The organism is Lysobacter arenosi (assembly GCF_016613475.2).
Lineage (GTDB): Bacteria > Pseudomonadota > Gammaproteobacteria > Xanthomonadales > Xanthomonadaceae > Lysobacter_J > Lysobacter_J arenosi.
Map to the genome: position 1 here is coordinate 3,449,353 of NZ_CP071517.1, position 14,777 is coordinate 3,464,129.

At 66.7% G+C, this 14,777-nt stretch carries 21 protein-coding genes; 10 read left to right on the plus strand and 11 right to left on the minus strand.

The window, feature by feature from the left end:
• Positions 1–66 precede the first annotated feature (66 nt).
• A complete protein-coding gene (locus HIV01_RS15800) occupies positions 67–465 on the plus strand; it encodes an SRPBCC family protein (RefSeq protein WP_200609018.1) in 399 nt (132 codons plus the stop codon).
• On the opposite strand, the gene HIV01_RS15805 is transcribed toward HIV01_RS15800, so the two are convergent.
• Positions 462–1,325 carry a hypothetical protein gene (locus HIV01_RS15805; protein WP_200609016.1) on the minus strand — a complete coding sequence of 288 codons (864 nt, stop codon included), beginning with the start codon at positions 1,323–1,325 and terminating at the stop codon, positions 462–464. The genes HIV01_RS15800 and HIV01_RS15805 overlap by 4 nt on opposite strands.
• Positions 1,326–1,467: 142 nt before the next feature.
• Between HIV01_RS15805 and HIV01_RS15810 the strand changes: the two genes are divergently transcribed.
• The 5 genes from HIV01_RS15810 to HIV01_RS15830 are packed head-to-tail and all read left to right on the plus strand — an operon-like array spanning position 1,468 to position 5,214.
• Positions 1,468–2,112 carry a hypothetical protein gene (locus tag HIV01_RS15810; protein ID WP_200609014.1) on the plus strand — a complete coding sequence of 215 codons (645 nt, stop codon included), beginning with the start codon at positions 1,468–1,470 and terminating at the stop codon, positions 2,110–2,112.
• Positions 2,113–2,169: 57 nt separating this feature from the next.
• Positions 2,170–2,763: a TetR/AcrR family transcriptional regulator gene (locus HIV01_RS15815; RefSeq protein WP_200609012.1), complete on the plus strand. Its 594-nt coding sequence runs from the start codon at positions 2,170–2,172 to the stop codon at positions 2,761–2,763.
• Positions 2,760–3,224, plus strand: coding sequence for a PaaI family thioesterase (locus tag HIV01_RS15820; RefSeq protein ID WP_200609010.1), 465 nt, complete (start codon positions 2,760–2,762; stop codon positions 3,222–3,224). Before HIV01_RS15815 ends, HIV01_RS15820 begins: the two co-directional genes overlap by 4 nt.
• Before the next feature lie 36 nt (positions 3,225–3,260).
• Positions 3,261–4,454 (plus strand): acetyl-CoA C-acyltransferase, encoded by a 1,194-nt coding sequence (locus tag HIV01_RS15825; RefSeq protein WP_200609008.1) that lies wholly within the window; start codon positions 3,261–3,263, stop codon positions 4,452–4,454.
• A 52-nt stretch (positions 4,455–4,506) separates the two neighbouring features.
• Positions 4,507–5,214: an SDR family oxidoreductase gene (locus HIV01_RS15830; protein ID WP_200609006.1), complete on the plus strand. Its 708-nt coding sequence runs from the start codon at positions 4,507–4,509 to the stop codon at positions 5,212–5,214.
• A 42-nt stretch (positions 5,215–5,256) separates the two neighbouring features.
• On the opposite strand, the gene HIV01_RS15835 is transcribed toward HIV01_RS15830, so the two are convergent.
• Both HIV01_RS15835 and HIV01_RS15840 read right to left on the minus strand, forming a co-directional pair.
• Positions 5,257–5,898 (minus strand): hypothetical protein, encoded by a 642-nt coding sequence (locus HIV01_RS15835; RefSeq protein ID WP_207527010.1) that lies wholly within the window; start codon positions 5,896–5,898, stop codon positions 5,257–5,259.
• A 116-nt stretch (positions 5,899–6,014) separates the two neighbouring features.
• On the minus strand, positions 6,015–6,509 hold the full coding sequence (locus HIV01_RS15840) for a hypothetical protein (protein ID WP_200609002.1): 495 nt from the start codon (positions 6,507–6,509) through the stop codon (positions 6,015–6,017).
• A gap of 195 nt (positions 6,510–6,704) precedes the next feature.
• Here HIV01_RS15840 and HIV01_RS15845 point away from each other — a divergent pair, with 195 nt between their 5' ends.
• Complete coding sequence (locus HIV01_RS15845) at positions 6,705–7,691, plus strand: NAD-dependent epimerase/dehydratase family protein (protein ID WP_200609000.1); 987 nt, start codon at positions 6,705–6,707, stop codon at positions 7,689–7,691.
• A gap of 51 nt (positions 7,692–7,742) precedes the next feature.
• Here HIV01_RS15845 and HIV01_RS15850 read toward each other — a convergent pair whose 3' ends face one another.
• The 4 genes from HIV01_RS15850 to HIV01_RS15865 form a co-directional block, all read right to left on the minus strand.
• Complete coding sequence (locus tag HIV01_RS15850) at positions 7,743–8,192, minus strand: hypothetical protein (protein WP_245156837.1); 450 nt, start codon at positions 8,190–8,192, stop codon at positions 7,743–7,745.
• Between the two features lie 171 nt (positions 8,193–8,363).
• Positions 8,364–8,963, minus strand: coding sequence for a hypothetical protein (locus HIV01_RS15855; RefSeq protein WP_200608998.1), 600 nt, complete (start codon positions 8,961–8,963; stop codon positions 8,364–8,366).
• A gap of 259 nt (positions 8,964–9,222) precedes the next feature.
• Positions 9,223–9,564, minus strand: coding sequence for an RcnB family protein (locus HIV01_RS15860; protein ID WP_200608996.1), 342 nt, complete (start codon positions 9,562–9,564; stop codon positions 9,223–9,225).
• Positions 9,565–9,867: 303 nt separating this feature from the next.
• Positions 9,868–10,242, minus strand: coding sequence for a YciI family protein (locus HIV01_RS15865; protein WP_200608994.1), 375 nt, complete (start codon positions 10,240–10,242; stop codon positions 9,868–9,870).
• Between the two features lie 410 nt (positions 10,243–10,652).
• Here HIV01_RS15865 and HIV01_RS15870 point away from each other — a divergent pair, with 410 nt between their 5' ends.
• Positions 10,653–11,591: an ABC transporter ATP-binding protein gene (locus HIV01_RS15870; protein WP_200608992.1), complete on the plus strand. Its 939-nt coding sequence runs from the start codon at positions 10,653–10,655 to the stop codon at positions 11,589–11,591.
• Complete coding sequence (locus tag HIV01_RS15875; protein ID WP_200608990.1) at positions 11,588–12,349, plus strand: ABC transporter permease; 762 nt, start codon at positions 11,588–11,590, stop codon at positions 12,347–12,349. Before HIV01_RS15870 ends, HIV01_RS15875 begins: the two co-directional genes overlap by 4 nt.
• Here HIV01_RS15875 and HIV01_RS15880 read toward each other — a convergent pair.
• The 4 genes from HIV01_RS15880 to HIV01_RS15895 all read right to left on the minus strand — a co-directional run bounded on the left by HIV01_RS15880 (position 12,346) and on the right by HIV01_RS15895 (position 14,233).
• Positions 12,346–12,906 (minus strand): DUF3016 domain-containing protein, encoded by a 561-nt coding sequence (locus HIV01_RS15880; RefSeq protein WP_200608988.1) that lies wholly within the window; start codon positions 12,904–12,906, stop codon positions 12,346–12,348. The genes HIV01_RS15875 and HIV01_RS15880 overlap by 4 nt on opposite strands.
• 134 nt (positions 12,907–13,040) lie before the next feature.
• A complete protein-coding gene (locus HIV01_RS15885; protein ID WP_200608986.1) occupies positions 13,041–13,280 on the minus strand; it encodes a DUF3297 family protein in 240 nt (79 codons plus the stop codon).
• 106 nt (positions 13,281–13,386) lie between these two features.
• A complete protein-coding gene (locus HIV01_RS15890) occupies positions 13,387–13,875 on the minus strand; it encodes a DUF4019 domain-containing protein (protein WP_200608984.1) in 489 nt (162 codons plus the stop codon).
• 73 nt (positions 13,876–13,948) lie between these two features.
• On the minus strand, positions 13,949–14,233 hold the full coding sequence (locus HIV01_RS15895; protein ID WP_200608982.1) for a DUF4031 domain-containing protein: 285 nt from the start codon (positions 14,231–14,233) through the stop codon (positions 13,949–13,951).
• Positions 14,234–14,504: 271 nt separating this feature from the next.
• On the opposite strand from HIV01_RS15895, the gene HIV01_RS15900 reads away from it, so the two are divergent.
• Positions 14,505–14,714, plus strand: a complete 210-nt coding sequence (locus tag HIV01_RS15900; protein ID WP_158732419.1) for a cold-shock protein — start codon at positions 14,505–14,507, stop codon at positions 14,712–14,714.
• The last annotated feature ends 63 nt before the right edge of the window (positions 14,715–14,777 follow it).

Sequence of the window (14,777 nt, forward strand, 5' to 3'; positions counted from 1 at the left end):
CTATCTTCCGCATCGGCAGGGCACGAAGCTTGCCGTCTTCACGTGCAATCGACCGGAGGTGGTGGCATGGCATCGATCCGCAGGGAGATCCAGGTCGCGGTCCCGCCCGCACAGGCCTGGGATGCGCTGCGCGACGTGGGCCGCATTCATGAGCGGCTGGTGCGCGGCTTCGTCACCCGGTGCGAGCTCGAAGGTGACGTCCGCGCGATCACGTTCGCCAACGGCATGTCGGTGCGCGAGCGCATCATCGATGTCGACGACGCCGAACGCCGCGTGGTCTGGTCGGCACTCGGCGACCCGTTCGCCCATCACAACGCTTCCGTGCAGGCCTTCGAGTCCGGCGACGGCGGCACGCGCCTGGTCTGGATCGCCGACCTGCTGCCCGATGCCCTGGAAGAGAAGGTGGCCGGCCTGATCGAGCAGGGCCTCGGGGCGATGAAGCAGACGCTCGAAGGCGTCGACTAGAACCGGTACGCGAAGTTCACGCCGTACAGCACTGTCGAGTCGACGTCTTCGTCGATGCGAAGACCGGTATCGTCCTCGAACTCGTGGCTGCGGTCGAACTCGTAGCCGACGACCGCGTCGAGGTGCCAGTTCGAGGTGATCGCCCACTGCGCCAGCAACTGTGCGCGCCAGGCCTCGGTGACGTAGAAGAACTCCGCACCGTCGCGCTCGTCGCTGACCACATGCCAGCGGCCGCCGGCCGGGGCGATGTCGAAGCCGAGGTTGACGCTGGGGTGCACTTTCCAGTCGACGCGCGTGCGCGGCCAGCCCAGTTCGAGCGTGACCGTGTCGCCATCGCGCAACAGCGACAGCACGGGATAGGCGCGCTCGTCGCCGAACGAATCGTCATAGGCCGCGCCTGCGCGCCAGCCCCAGCCGCCGGAGGGGAGGCGTTCGATGCTGGCGTCGCCGTACAGCGAGAAGTCGTCACTGCCACCGCGCGAGAACAGGTCCTTGAAGACGTTGGAGGACGCGGCCGCGACCGGAGTGATTCCGATCCGGGCGTGGATGGGCGAGGCACCGGTCCAGGTCATTGGCAGCTCCAGCCGATGCAGGTCGCGATCACGCGTGGCCAGTCCGCGGTAGTCGTAATGCGTGTAGGTGTAGTCGGCGGCGACGTCGAAAGCGCCGCCGGCGAAGTCGAACTTCGGCGTGCGCAGCAACAGGCCATCCTCGCGGCCACCGAGTTCTGCGCCGTCGCCAAAGTCCGCATCTGCGAGCGTGACGTGGCTCAGTTCGATCACGGCCTGGCCATTGGCAGGGCTGCTGGTCAGCACCAGAAGCATCGCGGCCGGTAAGCCAAGGGTTCGGAATGCGGCCATGCGGGCCTCCGAAACTGCAACGCGGTAGCGGCAAGGATAGCGCTTGGCGCGATCGATTCCGGCGCACATTCAGACGAATCTGATGGGGTCGCGGCCATCGCTGCGTTCAACTTTCTCGTCCAGTCAGAGTGTTGTTGCAGTCATGGGCGAGCGGGAACGTTTCTACGACGCGTTGTGCGGCTTCAGCGGGTTCGTGCCGGTGCCGCTGCGCGATCAGCATGTCGCCCTGATCCGCGAAATCCGCTTCGACTGGATGCCGACCGACACCGGTGCCCCTTGCGTCAATCCGGTCACGCCGCTGCACCTGGACGAGGACGGCTTCGCGTCCTTGCGACGCATGACCGCATTACCGGACGAAGGCGAGCGCCTGCGCGCCTTCCTGGAGGCCGCCTTCGCGCTGCCGGAGTTCATCGAGAAGGCGAGCCTCCTGCCCGGCGACTACTACCTGCCTCGCGACATCGCCGAGTTCCTCGATGCCCCCCGTTCGGGGATGCAGGGCGATTTCTTCCGCATAACCCCCGAGCACGTCAAGTTGCTCAAGGCCGCCTCATGGCGCACCCGCCAGGTGTTCTCGCCCTTGCCCTACATCGCCCCGCGTCGCCCGTATGGAGACTTCGCCGATGTCCCCATGGATGCGGCGCTGGTGCTGGGCTGGCGCAGGAGCTACAGCCACCTCCACACCGAACCGCTGGAGCCGCTGAGCCGGGACCAGCGCGCGCAGCTGGCTGAATTGCACTACCAGACCCTTCCGGCGATCCATGCCTTCGTCCGCTACGCCCAGGTGTGACCACGGTGCCCTGGCAGCCCCCTTGAACTTGATATGATCGGCGTCATATAACGCAACATGCGTTATGACTGCGACCACAAGCTCCAGACCCGCCAGCGCGTGCTGCGGGCCGCCGCACGCGCCATCCGCAGCGACGGCCCGACCCGCGTCGGCGTTGCCGGCGTCATGCGCGAGGCCGGCCTGACCCACGGCGGCTTCTACGCCCACTTCCAGTCGAAGGACGAGCTGATCGCCGCCGCGATCACGCAGATGTTCGAAGACTCCATCGCGCACTGGCACCGCGCGCACGACGGCAAGGGCGATGCGGACGGTCTGGCCGCCTATTTGCGTGTCTATCTGTCTGCGGCGCATCGTGATGCGCCGGGGCATGGCTGCCCGATTGCGGCCCTGTCCGGCGAGATACCGCGGCTGGATGTCGCCGCCCGCGACGCGTTCAGCGCAGGCTCGCGCCGGTTGCAGGACGCATTGGCGGCCTCGCTTGAACGCCTCGGTCACGACGACGCGCCGGCATTGGCTGCATCGGTGCTGGCCGAACTGGTCGGCACCCTGGCAATGACCCGTTGCGAAAGCGATCGCGCCCGCTCCGATGCCCTGCTGGCGTCATCGCGCCGGCAACTGGGCCAACGCCTCAACCTGGAGATCGATGCATGAGCATGGTCGATGAGATCGGCGCCGGACTCGATGGTCTGTCGCAGCTGCGCGCGCTGATTGCGTCCGGCCGCAAGCCGGGAATCCTGCACTCGCTGGACTTCGACTTCATCGAGGTCGAGCCCGGTCGAGCGGTGTTCGCCGGCACGCCCGGCGACCACGCCTACAACCCGATCGGCATGGTCCACGGCGGCTACGCCGCGACGCTTCTTGATTCCGCCTGCGGCTGCGCCGTGCATTCACAGCTGAGCGCGCAGCAGGCCTACACCACGCTTGAACTCAAGGTCGCGTATCACAAGGCGGTGACGCGCGATTCCGGCTTGCTGCGCGCCGAAGGCAAGGTCGTCTCGATCGGTCGCCGCGCCGCGTTCGCCGAAGCACGCCTGACCGGCGCCGACGGTCGGCTCTACGCCACCGCGACGTCCACCTTGCTGGTGATCGACCGGCCCGCTGCGTCCGTGTAGCAACAGTTTTCCCGCTCCTTCCCCCACGAGTTGTCCATGTCCCCTGCCCACGACCCCATCGTCATCGTCTCCGCCGTCCGCACGCCGCTGGGACGTTTCCTCGGCGACCTGTCGCCCGTGACCGCGCCGCAACTTGGTGCGCACGCCATCTCCGCGGCGCTCGATCGCGCGGGCCTGGCACCCGAGCGCATCGACGAAGTGCTCATGGGCTGCGTGCTGCCGGCAGGCCAAGGCCAGGCCCCGGCGCGTCAGGCCGCACGCGCGGCCGGCTTGCCCGATGCCGTGGGCGCGACGACCGTCAACAAGGTCTGTGGCTCCGGCATGAAGGCGACGATGATCGCCCACGACCTGCTGCTTGCCGGATCTGTCGACCTGGTCGTTGCCGGCGGCATGGAATCGATGTCGAACGCACCGTACCTGCTGTCGAAGGCGCGCAGCGGCTACCGCGTCGGCCACGACCGCATCTTCGACCACATGATGCTCGACGGTCTCGAGGACGCATACGAACCCGGTCGCGCGATGGGCGAGTTCGGCGAAGTCGCCGTGGCCAAGTACGGCTTCAGCCGCGCCGACCAGGACGCGTACGCGGTCGAGACCCTGACCCGCGCCCGCAGCGCGATCGAAAGCGGCGCGTTCGCCGACGAGATCGTGCCCGTGCCGGTGCCGGTCAAGGGTGGCGAGCGCATCGTCGACACCGACGAACATCCGCTGAAGGTGTCGCCGGAAAAGATCCCGTCGCTCAAGCCGGCGTTCGCCAGCGACGGCACGATCACTGCCGCCAGCGCATCGGCCAACGCCGACGGCGCCGCCGCGCTGGTGCTGACGCGCAAGTCGCTGGCACAGCGCGAGGGTCTGCCGATCCTTGCCGAGATCCGTGCCCATGCCACCCACAGCCAGGCGCCGGCCTGGTACACCACCGCGCCGATCCCGGCGATCAGCAAGCTGCTCGACAAGGTCGGCTGGAGCGTCGACGACGTCGATCTGTTCGAGATCAACGAGGCCTTTGCCGTGGTGGCGATGGCCGCGGCGCAGGACCTGGGCATCGACCGTGACCGCCTCAACGTCAACGGCGGCGCCTGCGCGCTGGGGCATCCCATCGGCGCCACCGGCGCGCGCCTGATCGTCACCCTGCTGCATGCGCTGCAGCGTCGCGGTCTTTCGCGCGGCGTCGCGGCGCTGTGCATCGGCGGCGGCGAAGCCACCGCCATCGCCATCGAACGTCCGCAGTAACCGCTACTCCCCGACGCGACACTCCCGCGACACTCCCCCACAGAGGTGCACGATGGATATCAAGAATGCCGTTGTACTGGTCACTGGCGCCAACCGCGGTCTCGGTCGCGCGCTGGTCGAGGCGCTCAAGCAGGCCGGCGCGGCCAAGATCTATGCAGCCGCGCGCAATCCCGCCGCGATCGACCAGCAAGGCGTCACCGCGATCGCGCTGGACGTGACCTCGCCCGACAGCATCGCCGCGGCTGCCAAGGCCTGCCCTGATGTCAACGTCGTGATCAACAACGCCGGCATCGCCCGCGGTGGCGTGCTGCTGTCAGACACCGGCGAGCAGACGGCACGCGAGGAGATGGACACCAACTTCTGGGGCCCCTGGCGGGTCACGCAGGCCTTCGCGCCGACGCTGGCGCGCAACGGCGGCGGCGCGCTGGTGAACGTGCTGTCGGTGCTGAGCTGGATCAGCCTGCCGGGCACGGCGACCTACTGCGTCTCGAAAGCCGCGGCCTGGTCGCTCACCAACGGTCTGCGCAATGAACTGCGCGGGCAGGGCACGCAGGTGGTGGGCGTCCACCTGGGACTGATGGATACCGACATGACCGCAGGCTTCGACGCACCGAAGATCGCGCCGAAGGATGTCGCCGAGCAGATCGTGCGCGCGTTGCAGGATGGCAGCGAGGAAGTCCTCGCCGACGACACCAGCCGCCAGGTCAAGGCCAGCCTGTCCTCGCCGCAGGCGGCGTACCTGTCGGCCGGCAGCGAATAAGCGTCCACGCGCTGGCTGGAGGCAACCTGTCTCCAGCCAGCCTCAGTTGCGGCCGTAGAAATCCGACCAGCGTCCAATGCGGAACACGAACCGCATCAGGAATGCGAGGGATGACCAGCAGGCGATCGCGAATGCCGGCACCGCGACCACTGTTCCCATCACGACATGGACGGCGCTGGCCTGGTACTCGAGCACGTCGAGTTGGCCGAACCGACCGGGCTGGGCATTGGCATAGGCAACCTGCACGGTCGGGTCGTCTGTGGCGAAGCTGGCGGAGTAGGTCGTTCCGTCGACAGTGAAGGTGTAGAGGTCCCGGTCTGTTCGCCCCGTTGGCAGCAGCCGATCCAGCACGGTGTCCGCTTTTGCGGGAACCGCGACGGCGATGCCGTGATCGACGAGGATCGCTCTGGCATGCCGGTACTCGCGCAGCACGCCCTGCACCGTGTGCACCGACGCCATGAAGAAGATCAGCAGGAACAAGTGGCGCCCGACGATGGTGACCGCGGCGTGTCCGTCCTCTGAAAGTTCGACCCGCGGCATGCGTTCAAGCAGGTCGAGAATCTGGTTGTGCAGCCGACGAAAGCGCCGCCGCGTGGGCTCGTCCCGTCCATGGGTCATCGAGCGTACGTCCGTGTTTGACTGCGGCCGATCGTTGCACGGCTGCATCTGGGCGCAATAACGCAAGCCACCTGTCGCGGGCATGGCCTACGACGATTTCTGCACAACTCCTACCACTGACGTCCCGGACGCAGCGGGGGGCGCCCGATCCCCCGCTGCGACCTCTGATCCGCGCAATCCGCTTACGGCAGCGGCAGCGGCGTGCCCTGGTCGGCAATGGCCAGCCAGCGGTGGCCGTCATGGCTGTAGGTCACTCCGGTCAGTGCGCGCTGGCGAAACCCGATGCGCGGGATCTCGTACATCGTCTCGTAGAGGATGAAGGCCGAGTTGCAGCCATCGACCACGCGGTACTTCTCGGTCCAAGTCCACACCGCTTCGCGACCGGCGAAGTGGCTGGCCAGCGCGGTCATGATCGCGTCGATGCCATAGCGCACCGCGCCGCTGCCGAAGATGGTGACTGCGCGATCGTCGTGGACCGCGCGGAAGGTTGCTTCGTCGTAGTCACGGAAGGACTCCATGTCCATCCGCTGGGCCAGTTCGAACTGGCGGGCGCAGCCGCGGGCGTTGCCGTGGCCGCCTGCCAGCACGGCCGGCGCCAGCGACAGGGCCACCAGGGCCAGGACGGCCGAAGCCAGGGGACGCGCGATGCGGCGGGTCTGGGTATTCCGGGTATTCATCGTCAACCTCTCCATGGGTTTGGGGAGCGCGGTCGACGATAGGAGCGCAGGCGGACCCATGCGAGAGCCAATAATGGCCATGTCGGCAGGGCCAATCGGCCGCCCGCGGGCGACGCTGCGTTGCAGTTTTGGAGTCCGGACTCGGCCCCGATCCGCATACTCTCGAGCAAGGCATCCAGCCACAGGAGCGCACGCATGACGATTCTCGTGACCGGGAGCGCCGGCCACCTCGGCGAAGCCCTGATGCGCAAACTGCGCGCGGCCGGCCGGCCTGCCGTCGGCATCGACATCAAGCCCTCGCCATTCACCGACCACGTCGGTTCAATCAACGATCGCGACTTCATCCGCAAGCGCATGCCGCATGTGCAGGCGATCATCCACACCGCCACGCTGCACAAGCCGCACGTGGCCACCCACCCGCACCAGGACTTCATCGACACCAACATCAGCGGCACGCTGGTGCTGCTGGAGGAAGCCGTGGCCGCGGGCGTCGCCTCGTTCGTGTTCACCAGCACCACCAGCACCTTCGGCGCGGCATTGACGCCGGCGCCGGGCTTGCCGGCGGCGTGGATCACCGAGGACGTCGCGCCGATTCCCAAGAACATCTACGGCGTGACCAAACTGTCGGCCGAGCACCTGTGCCAGCTGTTCTTCCGCAAGCGGCGCCTGCCGGTGGTGGTGCTGCGCACCTCGCGCTTCTTCCCGGAGCCCGACGACAGCATCGACATGCGCAGCGGTTACGTCACCGCCAATGCCCAGGCCAACGAACTGCTGTATCGCAGGCTCGACATCGAGGACGCGGTCGACGCGCACCTGCTGGCGGTCGAGCGTGCGCCCGAGATCGGGTTTGATCGCTACATCGTCTCGGCGACGACGCCTTTCAGCGAAGCCGACCTCGACGAGCTCCGGCGCGATGCACCCGCCGTGGTCCATCGCCTGTTCCCCGAGGCGGCATCGCTGTACGCGGCACGGGGCTGGCGGATGTTCCCGCAACTCGATCGCGTCTACGTAAATTCGCGGGCGCGGTCAGAGCTGGGCTGGGAGCCGGGCTACGACTTCCGCGGCGTGCTCTCGGCACTGGGCAGCGGCGGCGAGTTTCGCAGCGCGCTGGCCGAAGCGGTCGGCAGCAAGGGTTATCACGACACGGTCTTTGTCGACGGGCCGTATCCGGTCAGCGGCTGAGGTCCAACACCGTGCACCTCTCCCGCATGGGGAGAGGCCACGGGGGAATGATCAGCGGCCGCGTTCGATCTTGAACGCACCCACGTCCACGCCAAGGTTGATGCCTTCGCCGCCGCCGGCCAAGGCCAGCGACACCGGACCCTTGGTCAGTACCTGTGCTTCGCCGGATTTGACGATGCCGGCGTTGGCGCTGGCTTGGACGTAACGGCCGAGCACGTCGTTGATGCTGTGCACGTCGGTGAAGCGACCCTTGCCGTTGTCGATCTGCCATTTGCCAGCGGTCAGGCCGACAGCCTTGGCGCTGACGTGGACCGGGATCGACTGACCGTTGTCGCAGGTGACGGTGCCCTTGCCGGAGGTCTGCTTGTAGATGAAAGACCAGCCGTCGAGTTTGTAGGTGAGCTTGCAATCGATGTCGGCGGCGCGGGCCGTGGTCGGCGACACCATGCCGATGACGATCGCGCAAGTGGCGGCGAGTGCTGCGAGAGGCTTGGTGCGCATGCGGGACCTCCATGAAGACTGTTCCTGCTTCGAGTCTCCACCGCGCGCATGAACGCGAAGAAACCCGGGCTGGCAGCCTTCAGCCCGCGGTCGCGGAAGTGCTGGCGGCGTGAATGCCGCACATGAAATAGGGCGGCACAGGGCCGCCCGTCTTCTTTGCCGCAGGAAGCGTCACTTCCTGGGGTTGATCGACACCGCCGCCGCTTCGGTGAAGGCGATGCGCAACATGTCGCCGACCTTCAGCGTCTTCAGCCGCGCCTGGTGCTCGGGCTTCTTGACGTCGAGGGTGACCACGTTGCCGCGCGGACCTTTCACCGTGATCGTGTTGTTGACGGTGTCGATCGCCTCGATCGGGGCCAGCACCGTGACCACTTCGGCCTTGCCATAGCGCGGCTTCTCACCGGTCTTGGCTATGTCCTGGTTTTCCTTGATATACGCGCCAGGCTCGGCGCTGCCGGCCGGCTGGATGTCGATGGTCACCGCATTGACGTAGTCGATCTGGACCACGTCGCCGACGCGGACCTGGTCGAAGTTGCGGACGGTCTCGTCGGCATGCACTTCGACCTGCTTGCCGTCTTCGCCCTCGATGGTGAGCAGGCGCGAGGGGCTGTCGATGTTCACGATCTTGCCGGTGGCTTGCACGCTCATCGCGACCGTCTCGCTCGGACCGGTGTCGGCCGGGGCGGTGGTCGAGCAGGCCGTGGCCAGCGCCAGGGCCAGGGAAAGCGCCAGAACGGAGGGAAGGGTGCGCGACAGGGAGGATGTCTTCACTACGGTCTCCATTGATTGCTTTGACGATGCGATCCGCAGGAACGCTGCCGGACAGCGTGAGGGGACGCCCGTGGCGTGGCGGCGACCGGATGGGCCGGTCGGCGATTGCCGTGCTGGAGGGCGCCCCGATTCAGTCTGCGCAGGGGGAAGTGAAGGCGGGGTATGCCCGCAGCCCCGGGACGCCGGGCAGCCGTGCCATTCCCGGAAAACAAAAAGCCCCGCCGGGGCGGGGCTTTTTGCGCGTGCAGGTCGACCGGCGTCAGTGGTGCAGCAGCACGTCGGCGATGATGCCGGTGGCCACTGCGATCAGCACGTACTTGCCGTCGTCGCTGCGCACCCAGCGGTGGCCGCGCGGCGGCTCGTGCAGGTGGTAGCGCGGGTAGTCGTCGACATAGACGCGACGCTCGACGTAGACCACGCCACGGCGGTATTCCTGCTTGTGGTGGCCGCGGTGGTGGCCACGGTCGTGGTCGTGGCGATCATCACGGTCGTGATCGTCATGGTGGTGATGGTCGTTGCCGTGCTTCTTGCCATAGGCGGAAGCCGCCACCGGCGCCAGGCACACGAAACCGATAATGAGGACAGACAGCAGACGCTTCATGGGTTCCCCTGTGGATTGCCGATGCACTTGTGGAGTGCCGGTGCGCTGCGATCCTACGTCGACGCGGGCGACGGCAAGGACCTCCATTCAAGAACTATGACCGCCGTCGCTGTTTGCAGGCGATTGCCTTCATATGGCCTTTAAGTAAGCGCTTTCAGTCCCCGGCATAGGCCGATCCGGGCAAAAGCCGGGGCGGCGGACAGGGCCCAGTCCGTACGCCGCCCCGCTGTCTCCCTGACGAGGAGGCGGCCAGTGTCGGCGGCGGCCGTCGCACCGGACGAGACGGCGTGCCGGGAAGCAGGCTCAGGCGCCTACGCGATCGCGCACCGCTTCCATGTCGCGCACCGGGCGGACTTCGATCGAGCCGACCCGGATCCATGGGAACGAGTGGGCGATCTCGAGTGCTTCATCGATGTCCCTGGCTTCGATCAGGTTGAACCCGGCGAACACTTCCTTCGCCTCGGCGAACGGCCCGTCGAGAATCGTCGTGTTGCCGTTGCGCGCGCGCACCGACTTGGCCGTGACCGGTTCCTCCAGCTGCTGCGCATCGAGCAGAGTTCCACGGGCGCGCAGTTCGTCGGCCTTTTGCAGGCAGCCGCGCATCATGCGGTCGAACTCGCCCTCGGGCAGTGCATCCATCAGCTTGGGGTCGGTGTACACCATAAGCAGAAACTTCACTGGGGCCTCCTGGCAGGGGTTGGATCGTCGGAACCGGCATTGTGGCCGATCGCGGTGCGGACTCATGTGCCAAAGGCGACAGATGCGAGGCGACAGACGCGCGATTCGCCCGCTCACGGGATGATTCTTCCCCGGATCAGTGGCCTATCGCGGCAGCCGTCCCTGCCTACTCTGTCCACACCCCCCGCTGACCGAGCGCCCCCCATGTCGACGCCCGCCAACGCCCGCCCCGCCTTCCTCCGCCTGCTGTCATCGCTGGTGTCGCGCTTGACTCGCGCGCTGGCCGCTCCGCCCGTGCGCAGCTTCGGAGCGATGGGCTGAACCGAGCCGATCGCACCGTTGCAGCCGGCTCGGCTGCCAGCCCGCTCGGTTACGATGCGGCGCTGACAGCCGTGCAAAAGGATTCACGCGTGCCCCCGGTCATCGATGTCCGCAATCTCACCAAGACCTACGCGTCGGGTTACCAGGCGCTCAAGGGCATCGACCTGCAGATCCGTCGCGGCGAGATATTCGCCCTGCTCGGACCCAACGGCGCCGGCAAGACCACGCTGATCAGCATCATCTGCGGCATCGTCAACGCCAGCTCCGGCACGGTGCTGGCTGACGGCCACGACATCGTGCACGAGTACCGCCTGGCACGCAGCAAGATCGGCCTGGTGCCGCAGGAGCTGTCGACCGACGCCTTCGAGAGCGTGTGGGCGACGGTGAAGTTCAGCCGCGGCCTGTTCGGCAAGGCGCCCGATCCGGCCTACCTGGAGAAGGTGCTGCGCGACCTGTCGCTGTGGGACAAGAAGGACAGCAAGATCATGGCGCTGTCGGGCGGCATGAAGCGTCGCGTGCTGATCGCCAAGGCTTTGGCGCACGAACCGCAGATCCTGTTCCTCGATGAACCCACCGCCGGCGTCGACGTCGAGTTGCGCCACGACATGTGGCAGATGGTGCGGCGCCTGCGCGAGAACGGCACCACGGTCATCCTCACCACGCACTACATCGAAGAGGCCGAAGACATGGCCGATCGCATCGGCGTGATCAACCACGGCGAGCTGATCCTGGTCGAGGACAAGGCCACGCTGATGCGCAAGCTCGGCAAGAAGCAGCTGACGCTGCAGTTGCAGTCACACCTGGACAAGATCCCCGAGGGCCTGTCGGACTATCCGCTGGAGCTGTCCGAGGACGGCACCACGCTGGTCTACACCTTCGACGTGCAGGCACAGGAGACCGGTATCGCCGCGCTGCTGCGGCGCCTGCACGAACAGGGCATCGACTTCCGCGACCTGCATTCCAGCGAGAGTTCGCTGGAGGAGATCTTCGTCAGCCTGGTGCGCCAGGGCCGGGAGGCGCGGGCATGAACTTCCATGCGATCCGCGCCATCTACCGCTTCGAGATGGCCCGCACCTTCCGCACGCTGATGGAGAGCATCGTCTCGCCGGTGCTGTCGACCTCGCTGTACTTCGTCGTGTTCGGCGCGGCGATCGGCGCGCGCATGGGCGAAGTCGACGGCGTCAGCTACGGCGCCTTCATCATCCCGGGCCTGATCATGCTGTCGCTGCTGAGCGAGAGCATCTCCAACGCGTCCTTCGGCATCTACATGCCCAAGTGGGCCGGCACCATCTACGAGCTGCTGTCGGCGCCGGTGTCGGCGTTCGAAATCGTGCTGGGATATGTCGGCGCGGCGGCGACCAAGTCGCTGATGCTCGGCGCGCTGATCCTGGTGACCGCGCGATTCTTCGTGCCCTACGAGATCGCCCACCCGTTCTGGATGCTGTGCTTCCTGCTGCTGACCGCGGTGACCTTCAGCCTGTTCGGTTTCATCATCGGCCTGTGGGCGGACAGCTTCCAGCGGCTGCAGATCGTGCCGCTGATGATCATCACCCCGCTGACCTTCCTCGGCGGCGCGTTCTATTCGATCAACATGCTGCCGCCGATCTGGCAGAAGATCGCGCTGTTCAACCCGGTCGTGTACCTGATCAGTGGTTTCCGCTGGAGCTTCTACGGCATTGCCGACGTAAACGTCGGCATCAGCGCGGCAGCCATCCTGGGCTTCCTGACGCTGTGCCTGGCGATCGTGTGGTGGATCTTCCGCACCGGCTGGAAGCTGAAGAACTAGGTCTGCGGAGCGCCGATCTCGCGCGTCAGCCAGCTGTCGATCATGCTCTTCTCGTAGCGCAGGATGTCATTGTTGTTGACCGGGCTGGCGCCGACCATGAAGCCGTTGTCGCTGAGCTTGCGCTCGCCTTGCGACAGCACGCGGCCGTCGGCATCGGTGTAGCGGAAGCTCACGGTCATCCGCGGCGGATAGATGTCGCGGATGATGCGCGTGTCGTCGAGGTCGGGGCCGTGCCACGGCTCGTACATGCCGGCGCGGCGGATGTCGAGGATATCGATGTCCAGGCGCTGGCCGGGCGCGAGCCGCTTCTCGCCGCTCTTGCGCATGTGCTCGGCAAGTTCTTCGACCCAGTTGCCACGACGCGCCTCATAGCGGTTGCCGCTATGGCGCAGGTCGCTGAACGTGGACGGGTCTTCCCAGCGCACGCTGACCGGACCCTGTTCGGGCAGGGCGCGAGGCGCATCGGGATCGGTGACGTTGCGAGTCCGCGCGTCGGCGGGCACGCCGGCGCTGACGATCGCCAGCGCGATGGCAATGAGGGCGGGCCGCAGGTTCATGGCAGGCTCCGAGAGGTACCGGTCTGGTACGGACCCATTGTCTGCCTGGCCCTGCGCAGCCGCCATGGGCGGCGCGCAGGTCGTACAGCGGCGGTTTCTGAAGGTGGACGGTCGCGCCGCGTCGGTCAGACCGGTCAGCTCAGGAACCAGGCTTCGATCGTGCCCTTCATCTTCATCGTCATCGGGTTGCCGTGGCGGTCGAGCGACTTGCCGACCGGCAGCCGCACCCAGCCTTCGCTGATGCAGTACTCCTCGACATTGGTGCGCTCCACGCCGTTGACTTTGATGCCGACGCCGCGCTCGAGCAGGGCTTCGTTGTAGTGCGGGCTGCGCGGGTCGTTGGAGAGGCGGTCGGGCGGGGTGGTGTCGGTCATGGTCGTCGTGGTCCGTTATGGCTTCTGCCGCGGCAACGATGTGCCGCGGGGCCATAAAGGATACCGGCAGGAGATTCCCGCGAGCGGTCCGGCTACACCGGCGTCGCTATTTTAGGACGTAGCCGGCCAGGCGCCAGGTCCCGTCCTCGTCCTGGCGGAACGAGATCAGCTCGTGGCCGCTGCGGTTGCCGGAGAACTGGGTGTCGAACTCGACATTGGCGTAGGTGCCGGCCGGGAGCTGTTCGGTGCCGGCGGTCGAGTGGCGGCTCACCAGGGTCCAGCGTCGCGCCGTAGTCGCCCCCAGGGGTGTGCGCTGGGCGGTCAGGGAGTCGGTGAACTTCTTGCGGTCGACGCTGCGCTTGGCGATGGCCGAAGCGCCGTCCCAGACCTCGCCGGCGCGACCGGCGTCGATCAGCTGCGCCGCCTGGATCGCGGCGGCGGCCAGGCTGTTGGGGTCGATGTCGCGCGCGGGTGCAGCCGCTCTCGGTGCCGCCTGGGGCGCCGCCGGTGGGGTCGCCTGCTGCGCCAGCACCGGAATCAACGCGGCGCTGAGGACCAGGCAGACAAGGGCGTGAATTTTCCTCGGGGCGGTCATCGGGCGACTCCAGTCGGGACGGGCGGAGTATGCCCAAGCGCCGATGAGGGCCCGTGAAGCTCCCGCGACACGGTCACGGATGCTCGCCGCGGCCCTGCAGCTTGGCGACGTGGATGACGGCACGGACCTTTTCGCGGTCGGTGTGGCGGGAGATGGCGACCGCGCCGAGGGCGATGGCGCGCTCGCGCAGGTCGGCCGGGACGTCGTAATGGGCGCCGGAGGTCTTGTCCTGGAAGGCGCGCCGGGGAATGTCGAGGCGGGCGGCCATGGCGTGCAGCTCGTCCAGGGTGTCGGCCATCAGGTGCGCCCAGCGGCGGCCGCGCCAAAGATGAACAGCGTCGTCGACGTAGACGGTCATGGTGGGCTGGGGCCTGTCATCCGGGGCTCCTGGAGGTCATGGAGGGCGTCTGGAGGGGGCGATCGGACGGTCTCTGAACAGAATTGCATCCCTGCCATTGCTTTGCGAGGCAATAGCGTCTAACGTTTGCCGCGCTGAGTTAGCCAAGGGTCACCGTGAATGTGGCCCGATGTAGATCAAGATTTACTCCATCGTTGCACCTCGTTTTCTCCTTGCAACCAGCCTCACGCCGCGAAAGCGGCAATTCACCATGTTCCAAGGAGTAAACAAAATGTCGAACCGTGAAACCGGTACCGTCAAGTGGTTCAACGATGCCAAGGGCTTCGGCTTCATCAGCCGCGAGAACGGCGAGGACGTGTTCGTCCACTTCCGTTCGATCCAGGGCTCGGGCTTCAAGTCCCTGCAGGAAGGCCAGAAGGTCACCTTCACCGTCGTCCAGGGCCAGAAGGGCCTGCAGGCCGACGCCGTGCAGGCGGTCTGAGTCTGACATCGTCTCGGCGCTAACGCGCTGACGAAGGAAAAACCCGGCCTCGGCCGGGTTTTT

What these genes read in the sequence shown, in the direction of transcription:
- HIV01_RS15840 (WP_200609002.1), bottom strand. Translation starts at nt 6,509, where the DNA reads ATGAATACCCGGAATACCCAGACCCGCCGCATCGCGCGTCCCCTGGCT.
- HIV01_RS15810 (WP_200609014.1), top strand. Translation starts at nt 1,468, where the DNA reads ATGGGCGAGCGGGAACGTTTCTACGACGCGTTGTGCGGCTTCAGCGGG.
- HIV01_RS15900 (WP_158732419.1), top strand. Translation starts at nt 14,505, where the DNA reads ATGTCGAACCGTGAAACCGGTACCGTCAAGTGGTTCAACGATGCCAAG.
- HIV01_RS15825 (WP_200609008.1), top strand. Translation starts at nt 3,261, where the DNA reads ATGTCCCCTGCCCACGACCCCATCGTCATCGTCTCCGCCGTCCGCACG.
- HIV01_RS15890 (WP_200608984.1), bottom strand. Translation starts at nt 13,875, where the DNA reads ATGACCGCCCCGAGGAAAATTCACGCCCTTGTCTGCCTGGTCCTCAGC.
- HIV01_RS15850 (WP_245156837.1), bottom strand. Translation starts at nt 8,192, where the DNA reads ATGCGCACCAAGCCTCTCGCAGCACTCGCCGCCACTTGCGCGATCGTC.
- HIV01_RS15800 (WP_200609018.1), top strand. Translation starts at nt 67, where the DNA reads ATGGCATCGATCCGCAGGGAGATCCAGGTCGCGGTCCCGCCCGCACAG.
- HIV01_RS15895 (WP_200608982.1), bottom strand. Translation starts at nt 14,233, where the DNA reads ATGACCGTCTACGTCGACGACGCTGTTCATCTTTGGCGCGGCCGCCGC.
- HIV01_RS15860 (WP_200608996.1), bottom strand. Translation starts at nt 9,564, where the DNA reads ATGAAGCGTCTGCTGTCTGTCCTCATTATCGGTTTCGTGTGCCTGGCG.
- HIV01_RS15845 (WP_200609000.1), top strand. Translation starts at nt 6,705, where the DNA reads ATGACGATTCTCGTGACCGGGAGCGCCGGCCACCTCGGCGAAGCCCTG.
- HIV01_RS15885 (WP_200608986.1), bottom strand. Translation starts at nt 13,280, where the DNA reads ATGACCGACACCACCCCGCCCGACCGCCTCTCCAACGACCCGCGCAGC.
- HIV01_RS15880 (WP_200608988.1), bottom strand. Translation starts at nt 12,906, where the DNA reads ATGAACCTGCGGCCCGCCCTCATTGCCATCGCGCTGGCGATCGTCAGC.
- HIV01_RS15820 (WP_200609010.1), top strand. Translation starts at nt 2,760, where the DNA reads ATGAGCATGGTCGATGAGATCGGCGCCGGACTCGATGGTCTGTCGCAG.
- HIV01_RS15805 (WP_200609016.1), bottom strand. Translation starts at nt 1,325, where the DNA reads ATGGCCGCATTCCGAACCCTTGGCTTACCGGCCGCGATGCTTCTGGTG.
- HIV01_RS15815 (WP_200609012.1), top strand. Translation starts at nt 2,170, where the DNA reads ATGCGTTATGACTGCGACCACAAGCTCCAGACCCGCCAGCGCGTGCTG.
- HIV01_RS15875 (WP_200608990.1), top strand. Translation starts at nt 11,588, where the DNA reads ATGAACTTCCATGCGATCCGCGCCATCTACCGCTTCGAGATGGCCCGC.
- HIV01_RS15830 (WP_200609006.1), top strand. Translation starts at nt 4,507, where the DNA reads ATGGATATCAAGAATGCCGTTGTACTGGTCACTGGCGCCAACCGCGGT.